A 17,675-nucleotide genomic window follows, 5' to 3' on the forward strand; every position below is an offset into this window, starting at 1 on the left:
TTACAGCGCCGATGGTACTGCAGGGGGGACCCTGTGGGAGAGTAGGACACCGCCGAACAAACATTGAAGAAAACCCCGCACCTCACGGTGCGGGGTTTTCTGCGTTCTGCCTCCGTCTAAGCTCATACGCATGCGCTACGACCTCGTCATCTTCGACAACGACGGTGTCCTCGTCGACAGCGAGCCGATTTCCAACCGGCTCCTGGCCGCCCATCTGACGGAGCTGGGGCACCCCACCTCCTACGAGGACTCCATCCGCGACTACATGGGGTCGGCGATGCACCGGGTGCACGACCTGGTCCTCGAGCGCACCGGCAAGCGGCTGCCCGACGACTTCGACGACGTCTTCCACGCCCGCGTCTTCGCGGCGTTCGAGCGGGACCTTAAGCCCGTGGCCGGCGTCACGGACGTACTGGAGAAGCTGGCGGCGGACGGGACGCCGTACTGTGTCGCCTCCTCGGGGAGCCATGAGCGGATCCGGGTGGGGCACCGGACCACCGGGCTCGACCGCTGGTTCGACGACGGGCGGGTCTTCAGCTCGCAGGACGTCGGGCGCGGCAAGCCGGCGCCGGACCTCTTCCTGTACGCGGCCGAGCGGATGGGGGTGCGGCCCGAGCGCTGTGTCGTCGTGGAGGACTCCCCGCTCGGGGTGCGGGCCGCCGTGGCGGCCGGGATGGACGTGTACGGGTTCACGGCCATGACGCCGGCCGAACGCCTCGCCGGTGCCACCCAACTGTTCTCCGACATGGGAGAGTTGGCCGACCTGCTGGTATGAGCGCCGGCATGACCGGCGCCACGGGCGCCGCGCTGACATTTGTCATGCGGACCTCCGGACGATCGTTCCTACTGCCGGGGCACCCCGTTCCGCGAAGCTGAACGCATGACGACGAACACGAAGCGCGCGAACCTCGCCCCCCTCCTGGTGGACGTCGCGGTGCCGGTCGGCGGGTACTACCTGCTCAAGAACGGTTTCGGGATGAGCACGCTGGCGGCCCTCGGCTGGAGCAGCGTGGTGCCGGCCCTGCGGACCGCGTGGGGCGCGGTCAAGGAGCGCACGGTGAACGGGCTCGCGGCGCTCATCCTGTTCGTCAACGTGGTCGGGCTGCTGCTCAGCCTGGTCTCCGGCGACCCGCGGCTGATGCTCGCCAAGGACAGCGGGGTCAGCAGCGCGATCGGCATCGGCATCCTGGTGTCCGTGGCGCTGGGCAGGCCGATGATGACCGCGGCCATGAAGCCCTGGGTGGTCAAGGGCGACGCGGGGCGCGAGGAGGCCTGGGGGCGGCTGGCGTCCGGCTCGGCACGTTTCCGGCGGGCCGAGAAGGTCTTCTCGCTGGTGTGGGGCGTGGTGCTGCTCGCCGAGTGCCTGGTGCGGGTCGTGGGCGCCTACACGCTGCCCGTGGACACCATGGTGTGGCTCGGGACGGTGATCCTGGCGGTCGCGATGGCGCTCGGGTTCCTCCTCAGCGGGGCGCTCGCCGCCGGGCCCATGGCCCACATGGTCATCGCCGAGGCGAAGGGCTCCAGGAGCACCGCGGGCACCCCGGTGCCGGTCCAGGTCTGAAGTTGAGCCGAATTCATCTTTGGCCGGATCTACCCACAGGTAGCCAGGGGCCCTACGCTCGCCGCCATGACAGATGTGCTGCGGCGCGGCAGGGCCTCGCTGGCGTTCAGCTTCTTCGCGCAGGGCGCCACCTTCGCGCTCCTCGTGACGCGCATCCCGGCCATCCAGGACCGCGTCGGCGTCTCGGACGCGCTGCTGCCGGCCTTCCTGGCCGCCGTGCCGATCCTCGCCGGGGTCGGCAGTGTGACCACCGAGCACCTGGTGAAGCGGGTCCGGCCCAGCCGGCTGCTGCGCTGGTCCCAGCCGGTGGTCCTGCTCGCCCTGCTCGGCGTGGGCGCCAGCGGGCAGGTGGCCGAACTGGCCGTCGCGCTCGGCGTGTTCGGGCTGGCGGTCGGTGCGCTGGACGCCTCGATGAACATGCTCGGGGTGAGCCTCCAGCGGACGTACGGCCGCAGCATCATGCTGAGTTTCCACGCCGCCTACAGCCTGGGCGGGATCGTGGGCGCCTCGCTGGCCTGGGTGGGGGCGCACTGGCACCTGGCGCTGTGGGTGTCGTACCTGCCGGTGGTGGCGGTGCTGCTGCCGGCGGCCCTGGTCGGCAGCCGGTGGTACGTCGACGACGAGCGCGGCACCGTACCCGACGCCAGGGAAGGCACCGCGGACGGGGACACCGCCGGCGGCACCCTCGTCTTCCGGATGCTGCTCCCGCTCTGCCTGGTGATGACGTTCGCCTACATCGGGGACTCGACCGTCTCCAACTGGAGTGCCAAGTACCTCCAGGACACGCTGGGCAGCTCCGAGCAGCTGGCGACGGTGCCGTACAACGTCTACATGGTCACGACCCTGCTCGGCCGGGCCATCGGGGACTTCGGGGTGCGGCGGTTCGGGGCCGTGGCGGTGGTGCGGCTCGGGGCGCTGGTCGCGGCGCTCGGGTTCGCGGTGGTGGCCGGGGCTCCGGGGGCCTGGGTGGGCATGCTCGGGTTCACCCTGCTGGGGCTGGGGCTGTGCGTGCTGGTGCCGCAGACCTTCGCGGCCGCAGGGCGGCTGTTCCCCGGGGCGTCGGACGCGGCGATCGCCCGGCTCAACATCTTCAACTACGTGGGTTTCCTGGTCGGTTCGCCCCTCGTGGGCGCGCTCGGCGACGCGTGGAGCTACCGCGGGGCGATGCTGGTGCCCATGGCGTTGGTGCTGGTGACACTGGTGTACGCCAGGTCGTTCGCGCGGGGCGCGGACCGATACGGTGGCGGGCATGAGCGGCCGCGCACAGCTGATGTGGGACGAGGCAGTAACGGGCTATGACTTCGGGCGGGACCATCCGATGGATCCCGTCCGCCTCGCCCTGACCCGGAAACTGATCGCGGCCCTCGGGCTGGACCGTCAGGCGCACCTGGTGACGGCCAAGCCGGCCGGGGATTCCACACTGCGGCTGGTCCACCGTGAGGACTACATCGAGGCCGTGAAGGCGGCCTCCGCCGACCCGGGCGCGGCCGACGGGTCGTACGGGCTGGGGACGCTGGACGATCCGGCCTTCGCCGGGATGCACGAGGTCTCCGCGCTGATCGCGGGCCAGTCGGTGGGCGCGGCGGAGGCGGTGTGGCGCGGGGAGGCGCTGCACGCGGTGAACTTCGCGGGCGGGCTGCACCACGCGATGCCGGGCTGCGCGTCCGGCTTCTGCGTCTACAACGACGCGGCGCTGGCGATCGCGCGGCTGCTGGAGCTGGGCGCGGAGCGGGTCGCGTACGTGGACGTGGACGTGCACCACGGGGACGGTGTGCAGGCGGCGTTCTGGGAGGACCCGCGGGTCCTGACGATCTCGCTGCACGAGCACCCGCGGACGCTGTTCCCGCAGACGGGCTGGCCGCAGGAGACCGGCGCGGAGTCGGCGGAGGGCTCGGCGGTGAACGTGGCGCTCCCGGCGGGCACCGGCGACTCGGGGTGGCTGCGGGCGTTCCACGCGGTGGTGCCGGAGCTGATCGCGGACTTCCGGCCGCAGGTGCTGGTCACCCAGCACGGCGCCGACACGCACTTCGAGGACCCGCTGGCGCACCTCGCGGTGTCGCTGGACGCGCAGCGGGCGGTGCAGGTGGCCTGTCACGACCTGGCGCACGAGCACGCCGACGGACGGTGGGTCGCGCTGGGCGGCGGGGGATACGCGGTGGTGGAGGTCGTACCGCGGTCGTGGACGCACCTGGTGGGGATCGCGGCGGGGCGGCCGGTGGAGCCGGAGACGGTGATCCCGGAGAGCTGGCGGCAGGAAGTGTACGCGCGGACAAGGCAGTTGGGGCCGATGCGGATGACGGACGGCCGGTGGCCGGTGTCCTGGGCGGACTGGGAGGCGGGGTACGACCCGGCCGACCGGCTGGACCAGGCGATCCGGGCGACCCGGCGGGCGGTGTTCCCGCTGCGCGGCCTGCTGCCGTAGGCCCGGCGCCGTACCCGCGTCCGCCGCGCACCCTCCGCGGGCCCTCCGCGGGCCCCGACGTTACGCCGACCGTGCGGTCTTCCCCGGTTCCGGGGACCCCGTGGGCCGGCGTCGGCCACCATCGCTTGCGTGGTGAGCACAGGCGCTCTGCGCGCCCATCTTCTGGCCGCCGGGCTGGCCGGTCCCGTGGCGACCACGCGGGAGGTGAGCCTGCGCAGCTACCGGCTGTTCGCGGCGCGGGACCCCCGGGCGCTGATCGGTATTGATCCCGAAGGGCCCTGGGGGCAGCGGGACCTGATCGAGTTGATGGCCAGGAAGTGTGGCGTTTCGGCCGATCCTGGGCATACGTCCGGCCGGGACGTGATCGACCCGGACCTGACGGTGGCCGCGCTGGGGGCGTTCGCGGAGCGGCTGGGAGCGGCGGCCCGGCGGGGCGAGCCGGTACTGTTCGGCACCGGTCACCCGCACCGGCTGCTCGGTTTCTACGCCGCGCTCGCGGACGCGCTGTCGGCGGCGGGATGTGCCGTCCTCGCCCCGGCGCAGGGTCGCTGTGTCGACATATTGACCCGGTTCGGTCTACGCACGCACAACCTCGCCTACGTACGGGGAGTCGCGCTGGTGCGGCCCGCCGGCCCCGAACGCCCCGGTTGTGAGCCCGGCGCACACACGCATTCACCCCTCCCGGTTCGGGTGGCGCTGGACGCGGCCGCCGACGCCGGAGGACCGCTGCCGCAGCTGGTGATCGGGGATCACGGCTGGGTCTGCGGAGCAGGTCAGCTGGGGTTCGAGGCCATCGGGCTGGCCGACACGGACGACCCCGCACCCTTCGTCGGCGAGGCGGAGGGGCGCGTGTCGGTCGTCGTTCCACTTGATGACGCCGTACGGGCCGCCTACTACCGCCCGCTCATCCGCTACGTACTCAATCGAGCGTGTCTGTCACGGTAGGCCGCCGATGGGTGCACCTCTTCCCCACTCGCATCACCCGCCCCTAGTCTGGGGAGTGAGCACGCAGCGACGAAGAGTCACCGGAAGGGGAAGCCGGTGGCCGTCGAGTGCGGAAGGTGCAGGTGTGTCATGGCTGCAGCTGGCGAGAGGCCTCTGAACGAGGTTCAGTTCCTTACCGTGGCGGAGGTCGCCTCGGTGATGCGAGTGTCGAAGATGACCGTGTACCGGCTGGTGCACAGCGGTCATCTGCCCGCGATCCGGGTCGGGCGGTCGTTCCGTGTCCCGGAGCAAGCGGTTCACGAATACCTCCGCGAGAGCTACGTGGGGGTGGAAACCGCCTGACGGCGACCTCGATTTACGACCTCAGCACTCGGGCGGGTAGGCTAGCCCCTCGTAGGTCGTGTGGGCCCATGGCGCCCAAACACCGAGTGATGAGAAGTGAGCGAGGGTAGTCGTGGGCTCTGTTATCAAGAAGCGGCGCAAGCGGATGGCCAAGAAGAAGCACCGCAAGCTGCTCAAGCGCACCCGCGTCCAGCGTCGCAACAAGAAGTAGTGACGCCGGTCGCCGCGAGGTAGCGCGACAACGCGAAAGCGTGGCCGTGGCCCCCCACCGCACAGGGTGGGGGGCCACGCGCATGTTCGGTGACGGATTTCGTCACGTCCCGCAGCGAGCGGTCATCACAGCGCAACAACGAACCGATAGGTTGGCCGCACGGGGGAACGCGGTGGTAGGCCGGGTGTGGGACACCCAGGTGCGGGAAGGAAGGCGCTGATCTTGGGACAGGTCGTGCTCGTGACCGGAGTGGCCCGCCAGCTAGCGGGCCGGTTCGTACGGCGCATCCAGCGTGACCCTCAGGTCGACCGGGTCGTCGCCGTGGACGCGGTGCCGCCCGAGCACCATCTCGGCGGCGCCGACTTCGTCCAGGCGGACATCCGGCAGGCCGGCATCGCCCGCGTGCTCGCCGAGACCTCCGCCGACACGGTCGTCCACATGGACGTCACGGGCACCCCGCTGGGCAGCGGCAGCCGGGCCACGGTCAAGGAGACCAACGTCATCGGCACCATGCAGCTGCTCGGCGCCTGCCAGAAGTCGCCGAGCGTCAAACGGCTGGTGGTGAAGTCCAGCACCAACGTCTACGGCTCCGCGCCCCGCGACCCGGCGGTGTTCACCGAGACCACCCCGGCCAAGTCCCTGCCCAGCGGCGGCTTCGCCAAGGACACCGTCGAGGTCGAGGGCTATGTGCGCGGCTTCGCGCGGCGCCGGCCCGACGTGGCCGTGTGCGTGCTGCGCTTCGCCAACATCCTCGGCCCCTCGGCGGACACCCCGCTGGCCGCGTACTTCTCACTGCCCGTCCTGCCGACCGTGTTCGGCTACGACCCCCGGCTCCAGTTCGTCCACGAGGACGACGTGATCGAGGTGCTGCGGATCGCCGCCCACGAGGCGCGGCGCGGCACGCTCAACAGCGGCACCTTCAACATCGCCGGGGAGGGCGCGCTGCTGCTGTCGCAGTGCTCGCGGCGGCTCGGGCGGCCCACGGTCCCCTTGCTGCTCCCGGCGGTCACCTGGGCGGGCTCGCTGGTGCGTACCCTGGGCATGACGGACTTTTCACCCGAGCAGATCCGGCTGCTGACCCACGGCCGGGTCGTGGCCACGGACCAGATGCGCGAGACGCTGGGCTTCGTCCCCAAGTACACGACCGCACAGACGTTCGCGGACTTCGTCCGCAGCCGCGGCCCCGGCCTGCTGCCGCCGGAGGCCCTTGCGGGGGCCGTCGACCGGATCGCGGCGCTGGCCCGGTGGGCCGGCGGCAACCCCCCGACGCAGAGCGCCAACTGAGGAGCGCAGCAACGATGGCGGACGCCAAGGTCATTCCGTTCGACGACGACCGGTCCCGCGGCGGCGGTGCGCAGCGGCCGGCGCGGCGCCGGAGCGCGGGCAGCCGGCGCTCCGGCGGCGAGCCCGCGGTGGTCCGCGAGGTCCAGCCCCTGCCCAGCAGGGCGAACGCGCAGGATGATGTCACTGTGACCGGTGAGAGCTCCGAGGAGCGGCCGTCCTTGGCAGGGGAGCCGCGCGAGGCCCGTGGGACGCACGAGGGTGACGGCGGCCTGGAGCGGCGCATCGCGAGCGGCCTGTCCTTCCTGCGCCGCCGGCTCACCGGCAACTACGAGGTCGACGACTTCGGTTACGACGCCGAGCTCACCGACCAGGTCCTGATGTCGCTGCTGCGGCCGGTGTACGAGAAGTACTTCCGGGTCGAGGTGAAGGGCGTCGAGAACATCCCCGCCAAGGGCGGTGCGCTGATCGTCGCCAACCACTCGGGCACGCTGCCGCTGGACGGCCTGATGATGCAGGTCGCGGTGCACGACAACCATCCGGCCGGGCGGCACCTGCGGCTGCTCGCCGCGGACCTGGTGTTCGTACTGCCGGTGGTCAACGAGCTCGCCCGCAAGCTCGGGCACACCCTGGCCTGCGCCGAGGACGCCGAACGGCTGCTGGAGCAGGGGGAGCTGGTCGGGGTGATGCCGGAGGGCTTCAAGGGCATCGGGAAACCTTTCAGCGAGCGCTACAAGCTCCAGCGCTTCGGCCGGGGCGGCTTCGTCTCCACGGCGCTGCGGCAGGGGGCGCCGATCATCCCCTGCTCGATCGTCGGGGCCGAGGAGATCTACCCGATGATCGGCAACGCCAAGACGCTGGCGCGACTGCTCGGCTTCCCGTACTTCCCGCTGACGCCCACCTTCCCGTGGCTGGGCCCGCTGGGCGCGATCCCGCTGCCGACGAAGTGGACCATCCAGTTCGGCGAGCCGATCCCCACGGACGGCTATCCCCCGGAGGCGGCCGAGGACCCCATGCTGATGTTCAACCTGACCGACCAGGTCCGCGAGCAGATCCAGCACACGCTCTACAAGCTGTTGGTGCAGCGCAGGTCGGTCTTCTTCTGAACGACCGGATTCCCGGCGATCCGCACGACGACGGGGTCGTCGCTCCCGCTCAGGGCGGGGGCGACGACCCCGTCGTCGTAGGTCCGGCGTACGCCTACTTCGCGTCCTCCCCGCTGATGCCGAGGCCCGGCAGCAGGCCCGGCAGGAGGGGCGGGATGGTGACGTCCGGGTTGCCCGCGGGCGGCTTGGTCGCGGACGGCGAGGCGCTGGCGCTGGGGTTGGGCGGGTCGAGCAGGCCGCCGGTGGTGCCGCCGATCAGCCCCTCGCCCTCGCTGCCCGAGCCCGCCGACTTGCTGGGGCTGCCGGAGGACGTGTGAGCGCCGCCGGAGGCGGAGCCGCCGCCCGCGCTGGGCCGCGCCGACTCGCCGGAGGCGGTGGAGCCGGCGGACGACGACGGACCCGTGCCGTGCCGTTTGCCCGCGCCGCCGCCCGGTGCCGTGGGCTGGGGGAGCAGCGACTGGAGCGGGGCGACCTCCTGGTCTATGGCGTCGAACACCGACGAGACCTGGTTGCTGACGTCCCCGAGCTGGGCGGGCAGCTTCTCGCGCAGGGTGCCCCAGGCCTGGCGGTGGGCCCGCGAGAACGAGGAGAGGGCCTGGATGGGTCCCAGGGAGCCGGGGTCGCGCTCGTAGGCCTCGTGGAGCAGGCGGTGGCCCTCCGACGCGTCGTGCTGCATGCCGGACAGGGTGCGGCGGATCTCGCCGAGCGACTCGTGGTCGAGGTGGCCGCCGCGGCCGCGGTCCATCAGCCGGCGGGCCTCGTTGAGCCGGGTCGAGGCCAGGTCGAGATAGGCCTGGCCCTGCTCGTCGGCGCCGTCGGTCAGGTAGTTCAGCCGGAAGTCCTCGATGCCGCGCTTGAGGCCGTACAGCGTGTCACCGGGGAGGGCGTCGGAGCTGGCGGCGGCCACGCCGCCGAAGGCGCTCGCGGCCACGCCGACGCTGAGCCCGCCCGCGGCAAGGCCCTTGGTCAGCCGTGTACGCGGCCGCAGTTTCCCCAGACCTGCGGCCCGATGGGCCCCCTTGCCGCGATGTGATCGCCCGCCCGTCTCCCGCCATCGCCCTTCCAGGGCCGCTTCGCTCCCCCTCTTCTGAACGGGCACCGAAGGGTCCGTGGCCTCGCCCGAGCCCTCTTGCAGCATGGCCTCCATCGCGGCCACCAGCTGGGCCCGCTGGACGACCTTGGTCTCCGGGTCCAGCTCCGGCCGGGGCAGCGCGCCGAGACCGGTCGCGAGGGCCAGCAGACGGCCCCGCTCGGTCTCTTCCGCGGCGGCCGCGGCCGGTGCCGGCCCTTCGGACTGCTCGGCCGCCGTGCCCCGGTCGGACTGCTCCTCCAGGGCCTGGGCGAAGGCGTTCGCCCGCCGGTGCGCCGATACGTTCGCGATCACTGGCGGCACCTCCTCTCGTCATGACGGTCGACTCCCCAGGGATCCTGAGAGTTGCACGTCCCGCGCCGGTCCACACGATCGAGTGATCAGGATTGGCCAGGGCGTGACCACAGGGAGCCTGTATCCCGCACAACGAGCGGCTCGGCACTTGGGTTACGGACGGACGGGCATCGGATGAAGAAGTCAACGCACCGCCACGCAACGTGAGTTGGGTGTCGCCCTGGGTGGCCGTCGTACGGCCGCGCCCGGCCGGTTCAGCGGGCGTCCTCCGGCAGGAGCCGGGCGAGGGTGCGCACGGCCCGGTACTGGAGGGTCTTGATCGCTCCCTCGTTCTTGCCCATCACCCGGGCGGTCTCGGCCACGGACAGGCCCTGGAGGAAGCGGAGCGTCACGCACTCCTGCTGCTGGGGGTTGAGCCGCCGTACGGCGTCCAACAGCGCGGCGTTCGACAGGTGCTCCAGGACGGAGTCCTCCGGGGAGCGCTCGACCTCGTTGGCGTCGAGCATCTCGCCGGTGGTGACCTCCAGGCGGAAGCGGCTGGACTTGAAGTGGTCGGCGACCAGGTTGCGCGCGATGGTCACCAGCCAGGCGCCGAAGTCGCGGCCCTGCCAGGTGAAGGTGCCGATGCGGCGCAGGGCGCGCAGAAAGGTCTCGCTGGTGAGGTCCTCGGCGGTCGCCTTGCCGCCCACGCGGTAGTAGATGTACCGGTACACGGTGTCGCTGTACTGGTCGTAGAGGCGGCCGAAGGCGTCGGCCTCGCCGGCCTGGGCGCGCTCGACGAGCTCCATCATCCGGGCGCTGTCGCTGTCCGCGGCCGGGCGGCGGACGGTGGTCGCGGCGGCCTGGCGCGCGCGCCTGCCGGTCGCGCGCCCGTCGCCCGTGCGCCGGCCCTCGACGACGGCACTGCGGGCCGGCCCCTGTTCCATGCCGTCGGCCAGCGCGTAGTACGGGCCTACGGGCGCGGCGGTGGCGAATGCAGGGCCGGCGGACGCGGTGGGGACGAGCCCGCGCAGCAGGTCCAGGACCGTGGCGCGGAGCGTAGCCAGGCCCGAGGCGTCAACCCCGACGTGTGGGTACACGGGACTCCCAGAGGCAGAGCTTCCATCACGTGCAGTGCGGGACCGTTCACCCGTCGTAGCGACGGAGGGGTACCGGTTTGCGTCTGAGGAGAATAACGCTTCGTGCAGGCGCTGCTACACCCAGTTGCTCAAATCATCGATTACGTCGCTTCCGTAACCGATTGACGCCCCATCAAGTGCCGCAGAGTGACCGATTGTTGATCGGTTCGGTTCGGTGTCGGTGTGGATCGGGGGCGTGTTGTGGCGGTGTACCGCCAAGAGGAAAGGCCAACGCGGTGCGTGAGTACGTTCGGGCGTCAGCCCCGGATTCCGGGTGCGCCGCGCGTCCCGCCCGCGTCCGGCGGTGCTACCGGCGCCGCCGGTGCAGTGCGATCGCCGCAGCGGTGCCGCCCGCGACCGCCCCGACCCCGGCCGCCGCCGGGATGCCGACCTTGGCCGCCTTGCGGCCGGTGCGGTAGTCGCGCAGGCGCCAGTCCATCTCGCGGGCGTGGCGGCGCAGTTTGGCGTCGGGGTTGATCGCGTAGGGGTGGCCGACCAGCGACAGCATCGGGATGTCGTTGTGGGAGTCGCTGTAGGCGGCGCACCGGGACAGGTCCAGGCCCTCGGCCGCCGCGAGCGCGCGCACCGCCTCCGCCTTCGCCGGGCCGTGCAGGGGCTCGCCGACCAGCCGGCCGGTGTAGATGCCGTCGACGGACTCCGCGACCGTGCCGAGCGCGCCGGTCAGGCCCAGGCGGCGGGCGATGACCTGGGCGATCTCCACGGGCGCCGCGGTGACGAGCCACACCTTCTGGCCGGCGTCGAGGTGGGCCTGGGCGAGCGCCCGGGTGCCCGGCCAGATCCGCTCGGCCATGTACTCGTCGTAGATCTCCTCGCCGATCGACTGGAGTTCGGCGACGCGGTGGCCCTGGACGATGGAGAGCGCGGAGTCGCGCGCCTCCTGCATGTGCTCGGGGTCCTCGACCCCGGCCAGCCGGAACCAGGCCTGCTGCCAGGCGAACCGGGCGAGGTCGCGGGTGTCGAAGAACTTGCGTTTGTACAGTCCCCGGCCGAAGTGGAAGAGGGCGGCGCCCTGCATCACGGTGTTGTCCAGGTCGAAGAAGGCGGCGGCCTGGACGTCGCCGTGCACCGGGAACTCCGCCTCCCGCTCGGCGGGGGGTGCGGCTTGCGCCTCCTCGGCCTGCGAGGACTTGCGCGCTGCCTCTGCCGAGGCCTCGCCTGCCAACACGCTCCGCGCCGTGGCGGAGCGCCTACGGGGAGTGAGCCATCCGAGAGCGGCCATGGCGTGAGCATAGCCAGTTTGTTCGGTGGTTCCGGAGGCGAGAGGTTCGCATGCCGTGAACTCTGCGCGACCGTGTCGTTAAAGCGGCCGCGGGCGGGCGGGGTCACACGGGGGCGCGACGGCGCGAGAATGGCGGGCATGAGTCCCCTCTTCCGCCGCAAGGCCCCCGCGCCCCACGAGCGGTTCGTCACCCTCGTCCGCAAACCCGGCTGCCATCTGTGCGACGACGCGCAGGCGGTGGTGGAGAAGGTGTGCGCCGATCTCGGCGTGCCCTGGGAGAAGAAGGACATCACCGAGGACCGGGAGCTGCACGACCGCTACTGGGAGCAGATCCCGGTCGTACTCGTCGACGGTGAACAGCACACCTTCTGGCGGGTGAACGAGGAGCGGCTGCGCAGGGAACTGACCGGTTGAGGCCGCGGCGGCCGACGGGCCGGACGCGCCACGCCGGTCCGGCCGGATCCGGACCCCGGTCCGCGACTGACCGGCGAGTACAAACTGGCGGAAATTCGCTTAGGATCGACGGCGACTTGGTCTCGGGGGCGGGGATCGCAGAGGAGCGTGGGCGGTTTTGCCCCCAACAAAGAAGGAACGCGAGAGCGGGTGCGCCGGTTCCGCGCACCCCCGCGCGGGACGCGTGACCCCGGTCACGTTGGCCGGGCAAATCGGACACCATCTTTGTGCACGCGTTCACAAAGACATAGCCTGCTTTCGACGGGGCGGTCCGGGGACGTATGACCGCCCACAGCCCCGCTCTACCCGCAGGAGCACCGTGGCAACTGGCCGAACTCACCGACCGGCGACCCGTAGCCGAGGGATTCCCGAGGCCACCGTCGCCCGGCTTCCGCTGTACCTACGAGCCCTGACCTCGCTGTCGGAGCGCTCGGTGCCCACGGTCTCCTCCGAGGAGCTCGCGGCCGCGGCGGGGGTCAATTCCGCCAAGCTGCGCAAGGACTTCTCCTACCTCGGCTCCTACGGGACCCGGGGTGTGGGGTACGACGTCGAGTATCTCGTGTACCAGATCTCCCGTGAACTCGGGCTCACCCAGGACTGGCCGGTTGTCATCGTCGGCATCGGCAACCTCGGCGCCGCCCTCGCCAACTACGGCGGGTTTGCCTCCCGCGGCTTCCGCGTCGCCGCGCTCATCGACGCCGACCCGGCGATGGCCGGAAAGCCCGTCGCGGGCATCCCGGTCCAGCACACCGACGACCTGGAGAAGATCATCCAGGACAACGGCGTCTCCATCGGCGTGATCGCGACCCCCGCGGGCGCCGCCCAGCAGGTCTGCGACCGCCTCGTGGCCGCGGGGGTGACCTCCATCCTCAACTTCGCGCCGACCGTGCTGAACGTCCCGGACGGCGTCGACGTGCGCAAGGTCGACCTCTCCATCGAGCTTCAGATCCTCGCCTTCCACGAGCAGCGCAAGGCCGGCGAGGAGGCCGCCGCCGACGGCGCCCTGCCCGGCGCCGCCGCAGCCGCTGCCGCCGCCCGCAAGGCGGCCGCCGACCAGGGGCCCGACGGGGACGTACCCGCCGTGATGCCGGCATGAGTCTCCTCGTCGTCGGACTGAGCCACCGCAGTGCCCCCGTCAGCCTGCTGGAGCGCGCCTCGCTGCACGCGGACGCGCAGACCAAGTTGCTTCAGGACACCGTCGCCGCCGAGCCGGCCACCGAGGCCGCCGTCCTGGCCACCTGCAACCGCATCGAGCTGTACGCCGACGTGGACAAGTTCCACGCCGGTGTCGCCGAGCTGTCCACGCTGCTCGCCCGGCACAGCGGGGTCGGCCTGGAGGAGCTCACGCCCTACCTGTACGTGCACTATGAGGACCGGGCGGTCCACCACCTGTTCTCGGTGGCCTGCGGCCTGGACTCGATGGTCGTCGGCGAGGGCCAGATCCTCGGCCAGATGAAGGACTGCCTGGCCCGCGCCCAGGACCTGCACACGGCCGGACGCCTGCTCAACGACCTGTTCCAGCAGGCGCTCAGGGTCGGCAAGCGCGCCCACTCCGAGACCGGCATCGACCGCGCCGGGCAGTCCCTGGTCACCTTCGGCCTGGAGCAGCTCTCCCGGGGCGCCGACGTCGCCGCCTGGGCGCGCGGCAAGAAGGCCCTGGTCATCGGCGCGGGCTCGATGTCCTCGCTGGCCGCCGCCACGCTCGCCCGTGCCGGCGTCGCCGAGATCGTGATCGCCAACCGGACCCCGGAGCGCGCCGAGCGCCTGGCCCGGATCCTCGCCACCGGCGACGACACGGACGTGCTGGCCCGCGCGGTACCGATGGACGCGGTGCCGGCCGAGCTCGCACGTGCGGACGTCGCCGTCTCCTGCACCGGTGCGACGGGGCTCGTCCTGACGGCCGGGACCGTCGCGACGGCGGTCGAGGGCCGTACCGGAACCGCGGTCACGGCCCAGGGCCGTAAGGACGCGGCCGGCGTGGACGCGGCGCGTGGAGCGGCGGCTACGGGTGCCGCCGGGGCCCACGGGCGTACGGCCGTGGCCGACGACCCGCGCGAGACCCCGCTGCCGCCCGCCACGGTCGGCGCCGAGGAGGGCTGCCCGGTCGACCTGGCCACGGTGGCCGCCGCCGAGCCCGGCTTCTCGCTGCTGGGCGAGTCCGCCGTGGCCGGCATCGACGCCGCCACGCTGGAACAGCACGGCACGTGGGTGGACAACGGCACCGTCGACCGCCGTGAGGCCGCCCGCCGCAGCGCCGAGGCCGACGCCGAACTGATCACCGCGCTCGCCGCGACCGCCGCCACCGTCGGCCGCATCCCGGAGCGGCGCAGGCCCGAGCCGGTCGTCGTCGCCCCGCGCCCCGAGCCGGCCCTGTCCCTGCTGGACCTCGCCATGCCCCGTGACGTCGACGCGGCCGTGCACCGGCTGGCCGGCGTGCGCCTGGTGGACATCGAGTCCCTGGCCGAGGCCTCCGCCGACGCGCCGATGGCGGCCGACGTCGACCAGGTCCGCCGTATCGTTTCGGACGAGGTCGCGGCCTTCGGGGCGGCCCAGCGCGCCGCGCACATCACGCCCACCGTGGTCGCCCTGCGCGCCATGGCGGCCGACGTCGTGGCCGGCGAGATCGCCCGCCTCGAGGGGCGGCTGCCCGGCATGGACGACAAGCACCGGGCGGAGATCACCCAGACCGTGCGGCGCGTCGTGGACAAGCTCCTGCACGCGCCGACCGTACGGGTCAAGCAGCTCGCGGCCGAGCCCGGCGGCGCCGGGTACGCCGACGCGCTGCGCACCCTGTTCGACCTCGACCCCGACACGGTCGCGTCCGTCTCCCAGGCGGACGACAGCAACACCCCCGAGAAGAACGGCAGGAACCGAGGGCCGGCATGACTGAGAAGGCATTGAGGCTCGGGACCAGGCGCAGCAAGCTCGCCATGGCCCAGTCCGGGCAGGTGGCGGACGCCGTGAGCCAGGTGACCGGACGGCCCGTCGAGCTGGTCGAGATCACCACCTACGGCGACGTGTCCCGCGAGCACCTGGCGCAGATCGGCGGCACCGGCGTCTTCGTCGCGGCGCTGCGCGAGGCGCTGGCGCGCGGGGAGGTCGACTTCGCGGTTCATTCGCTCAAGGACCTGCCCACCACGCAACCCGACGAACTCGTCCTGGCCGCCGTGCCCGAGCGGGAGGATCCGCGCGACGTGATCGTCGCCCGGGACGCGCTGAAGTTCACCGACCTGCCGCGCGGCGCCCGCATAGGCACCGGCTCCCCGCGCCGCATGGCCCAGCTGAACGCGTACGCCCGCACGCACGGCCTGGACATCGAGACGGTCCCCATCCGGGGCAACGTCGACACCAGGATCGGCTTCGTGCACAAGGGCGAGCTGGACGCGGTGGTGCTGGCCGCGGCCGGCCTGAACCGCATCGGCCGCGCCGACGAGGTGACCGACTTCCTGTCGGTCGACACCGTTCTGCCCGCTCCCGGCCAGGGGGCACTGGCGATCGAGTGCGCCGCGGGCAACGCGGACCTCGTCGCCGCGCTCGCCGAGCTCGACGACCCGTTCACGCGGGCCGCCGTGACCGCCGAGCGGTCACTGCTCGCCGCCCTGGAGGCCGGCTGCAGCGCACCCGTGGGGGCGCTCGCCGACCTTCCCCCACTCTCGAACCCGCTCGAGCGGGGGGACCCCCAGGCCGACGGGCAGATTGTCAAGGAAATGCGCCTGCGGGGCGTCGTCGGCACCACCGACGGCTCCGCGCTGGTGCAGCTGTCCACCACCGGTCCCGTGCCCCACACGCACGAGCAGGCGATGGCGCTCGGTCGCGAACTCGCCACCGAGATGCTCGCCCAGGGCGCGGCCGGTCTGATGGGGGAGCGAGCACATTGAGCCCCACCACCCTTTCCGCCGGCCTCGAACACGGGCACGTCACCTTCCTCGGTGCCGGACCCGGAGATCCGGGACTACTCACACTGCGCGCCGTGGAGGCGCTGGCGAACGCGGACGTCCTCGTCGCCGAGCACGACGTGCTCGAGGTCGTACGCACGCACGCCAGGCAGGGCGTGGCCGTCGTGCACACGGACCCGGATCCCTCGTCGGACCCGCTGCCGGGCACGGGCACACCCCAGCTCACGGTCGTCGACGGCACGTCGGCGACCGCTGGAACCCCCGCGGTGCGGGATGCCTCACATCTTGTCATGGAGGCCGCGCGCGGCGGCAGGCGGGTCGTCCGTGCGGTGTCCGGGGACCCGGGACTTGATACGTACGCGGCGGAGGAAATGCTCGCCTGCGCGGCGGCCGGCGTTCCCTTCGAGGTCGTGCCCGGCATCGCGGCCGCGGTCGGCGTGCCCGCGTACGCCGGTGTGCCGCTGCGCGACGCCGAGGGCGCGGACGTCCGCTTCGTGGACGCCCGTACCGCCTCGGACCGCTGCTGGACCGAGGTCGGCGCCTCCGACGGCACGGTGGTGGTGTCCACCACGCTCGACTCGGTCGCGGCTGCGGCCGGCGAACTGGTCTCGGCGGGCCGCAAGCCCGACACCCCGCTGACGGTCACGGTCGCCGGTACGACCACCCGCCAGCGCACCTGGACCGCCACCCTCGGCACCATCGCGCAGACCCTGAAGCAGGCCAAGGTCCTGCCGTCCCCGGACGGCGGCCGGCCCGTGATAGCCGTGGTCGGCGAGCGCGGCGCCGCGGCCCGGCGCGACCAGCTGTCGTGGTTCGAGTCCAAGCCGCTGTTCGGCTGGCGGGTGCTCGTGCCGCGCACCAAGGAACAGGCGGCCTCGCTCTCCGACCAGCTCCGCTCCTACGGCGCCGTCCCACACGAGGTCCCGACCATCGCGGTCGAGCCGCCGCGCACGCCCCAGCAGATGGAGCGCGCGGTCAAGGGCCTGGTGACCGGCCGCTACGAGTGGATCGCGTTCACCTCGGTCAACGCGGTGAAGGCGGTCCGCGAGAAGTTCGAGGAGTACGGTCTCGACGCCCGCGCCTTCGCCGGGATCAAGGTCGCGGCGGTGGGCGAGCAGACGGCGAAGGCCCTGATCGCCTTCGGCGTGAAGCCGGACCTGGTGCCGAGCGGTGAGCAGTCGGCGGCGGGCCTGCTGGAGGACTGGCCGCCCTACGACCCGGTCTTCGACCCGATCGACCGCGTCTTCCTGCCGCGCGCCGACATCGCCACCGAGACGCTGGTGGCGGGCCTGATCGAGCTGGGCTGGGAGGTCGACGACGTCACCGCCTACCGCACGGTGCGGGCCTCGCCGCCCCCGGCGGAGACCCGTGAGGCGATCAAGGGCGGCGGCTTCGACGCGGTGCTGTTCACGTCGTCCTCGACGGTACGCAACCTCGTCGGCATCGCCGGCAAGCCGCACAACGTGACGGTGATCGCCTGCATCGGCCCGGCCACGGCCAAGACGGCGGAGGAGCACGGGCTGCGGGTCGACGTCATGGCCCCCGAGCCCTCGGTCCACCGACTGGCCGAGGCCCTGGCCGAATTCGGCCTGCGCCGCCGCACCGCCGCGCTGGAGGCGGGCGACCCGGTCACCCGCCCGAGCGAACGCCGTCCCGGGGCGCGGAGGCGCCGCTCGACGACCTGAGCCCGGTGAGCTCACGAACGGACGGCGGGGT

General features: G+C 72.3%; 17 protein-coding genes. 14 read left to right on the top strand and 3 right to left on the bottom strand.

Going from position 1 to position 17,675, the window contains the following annotated elements; genetic code table 11:
• The first annotated feature begins 130 nt into the window (after positions 1-130).
• From IE217_RS25570 to IE217_RS25610, 9 genes are all read left to right on the top strand, one after another.
• Entirely contained in the window at positions 131-775 is a 645-nt protein-coding gene (locus IE217_RS25570; protein WP_190180309.1) for an HAD family hydrolase, read from the top strand.
• A 105-nt stretch (positions 776-880) separates the two neighbouring features.
• The gene (locus tag IE217_RS25575; protein WP_190180310.1) at positions 881-1,561 is read left to right on the top strand and encodes a VC0807 family protein; all 681 of its coding nucleotides are present in this window, start codon (positions 881-883) and stop codon (positions 1,559-1,561) included.
• A 66-nt stretch (positions 1,562-1,627) separates the two neighbouring features.
• On the top strand, positions 1,628-2,860 hold the full coding sequence (locus tag IE217_RS25580) for an MFS transporter (protein ID WP_190180311.1): 1,233 nt from the start codon (positions 1,628-1,630) through the stop codon (positions 2,858-2,860).
• Positions 2,811-3,983, top strand: a complete 1,173-nt coding sequence (locus IE217_RS25585; RefSeq protein WP_190180312.1) for an acetoin utilization protein AcuC — start codon at positions 2,811-2,813, stop codon at positions 3,981-3,983. The genes IE217_RS25580 and IE217_RS25585 overlap by 50 nt, the downstream gene beginning before the upstream one ends.
• Positions 3,984-4,112: 129 nt before the next feature.
• Complete coding sequence (locus IE217_RS25590; protein WP_190180313.1) at positions 4,113-4,928, top strand: phosphatase; 816 nt, start codon at positions 4,113-4,115, stop codon at positions 4,926-4,928.
• A gap of 129 nt (positions 4,929-5,057) precedes the next feature.
• Positions 5,058-5,270, top strand: coding sequence for a helix-turn-helix domain-containing protein (locus tag IE217_RS25595; RefSeq protein ID WP_004984898.1), 213 nt, complete (start codon positions 5,058-5,060; stop codon positions 5,268-5,270).
• A 112-nt stretch (positions 5,271-5,382) separates the two neighbouring features.
• A complete protein-coding gene (locus tag IE217_RS25600; protein ID WP_003948845.1) occupies positions 5,383-5,481 on the top strand; it encodes a 30S ribosomal protein bS22 in 99 nt (32 codons plus the stop codon).
• A gap of 222 nt (positions 5,482-5,703) precedes the next feature.
• The gene (locus IE217_RS25605; protein ID WP_190180314.1) at positions 5,704-6,765 is read left to right on the top strand and encodes an NAD-dependent epimerase/dehydratase family protein; all 1,062 of its coding nucleotides are present in this window, start codon (positions 5,704-5,706) and stop codon (positions 6,763-6,765) included.
• A gap of 14 nt (positions 6,766-6,779) precedes the next feature.
• Positions 6,780-7,868 (top strand): lysophospholipid acyltransferase family protein, encoded by a 1,089-nt coding sequence (locus IE217_RS25610; RefSeq protein WP_190180315.1) that lies wholly within the window; start codon positions 6,780-6,782, stop codon positions 7,866-7,868.
• A gap of 94 nt (positions 7,869-7,962) precedes the next feature.
• Here the strand turns inward: IE217_RS25610 and IE217_RS25615 are convergent, their stop codons facing one another.
• From IE217_RS25615 to IE217_RS25625, 3 genes are all read right to left on the bottom strand, one after another.
• The gene (locus IE217_RS25615) at positions 7,963-9,252 is read right to left on the bottom strand and encodes a DUF5667 domain-containing protein (protein ID WP_190180316.1); all 1,290 of its coding nucleotides are present in this window, start codon (positions 9,250-9,252) and stop codon (positions 7,963-7,965) included.
• 254 nt (positions 9,253-9,506) lie between these two features.
• Positions 9,507-10,331, bottom strand: a complete 825-nt coding sequence (locus tag IE217_RS25620; protein ID WP_190180317.1) for an ECF subfamily RNA polymerase sigma factor, BldN family — start codon at positions 10,329-10,331, stop codon at positions 9,507-9,509.
• 346 nt (positions 10,332-10,677) lie between these two features.
• Positions 10,678-11,610: an HAD family hydrolase gene (locus IE217_RS25625; RefSeq protein WP_190180318.1), complete on the bottom strand. Its 933-nt coding sequence runs from the start codon at positions 11,608-11,610 to the stop codon at positions 10,678-10,680.
• Positions 11,611-11,739: 129 nt separating this feature from the next.
• On the opposite strand from IE217_RS25625, the gene IE217_RS25630 reads away from it, so the two are divergent.
• The 5 genes from IE217_RS25630 (at position 11,740) to IE217_RS25650 (ending at position 17,644) form a co-directional block, all read left to right on the top strand.
• Positions 11,740-12,024, top strand: a complete 285-nt coding sequence (locus tag IE217_RS25630; protein ID WP_190180319.1) for a glutaredoxin family protein — start codon at positions 11,740-11,742, stop codon at positions 12,022-12,024.
• A 358-nt stretch (positions 12,025-12,382) separates the two neighbouring features.
• A complete protein-coding gene (locus IE217_RS25635; protein ID WP_190180320.1) occupies positions 12,383-13,159 on the top strand; it encodes a redox-sensing transcriptional repressor Rex in 777 nt (258 codons plus the stop codon).
• Positions 13,156-14,949, top strand: a complete 1,794-nt coding sequence (locus IE217_RS25640) for a glutamyl-tRNA reductase (RefSeq protein WP_190180321.1) — start codon at positions 13,156-13,158, stop codon at positions 14,947-14,949. The genes IE217_RS25635 and IE217_RS25640 overlap by 4 nt, the downstream gene beginning before the upstream one ends.
• Positions 14,946-15,941, top strand: a complete 996-nt coding sequence (gene hemC, locus IE217_RS25645; RefSeq protein ID WP_190180322.1) for a hydroxymethylbilane synthase — start codon at positions 14,946-14,948, stop codon at positions 15,939-15,941. The genes IE217_RS25640 and hemC overlap by 4 nt, the downstream gene beginning before the upstream one ends.
• The gene (locus tag IE217_RS25650; RefSeq protein ID WP_190180323.1) at positions 15,938-17,644 is read left to right on the top strand and encodes a bifunctional uroporphyrinogen-III C-methyltransferase/uroporphyrinogen-III synthase; all 1,707 of its coding nucleotides are present in this window, start codon (positions 15,938-15,940) and stop codon (positions 17,642-17,644) included. The genes hemC and IE217_RS25650 overlap by 4 nt, the downstream gene beginning before the upstream one ends.
• The last annotated feature ends 31 nt before the right edge of the window (positions 17,645-17,675 follow it).

Origin of the sequence: Streptomyces naganishii JCM 4654 (genome assembly GCF_014650575.1) — a bacterium.
Taxonomy (GTDB): domain Bacteria; phylum Actinomycetota; class Actinomycetes; order Streptomycetales; family Streptomycetaceae; genus Streptomyces; species Streptomyces naganishii.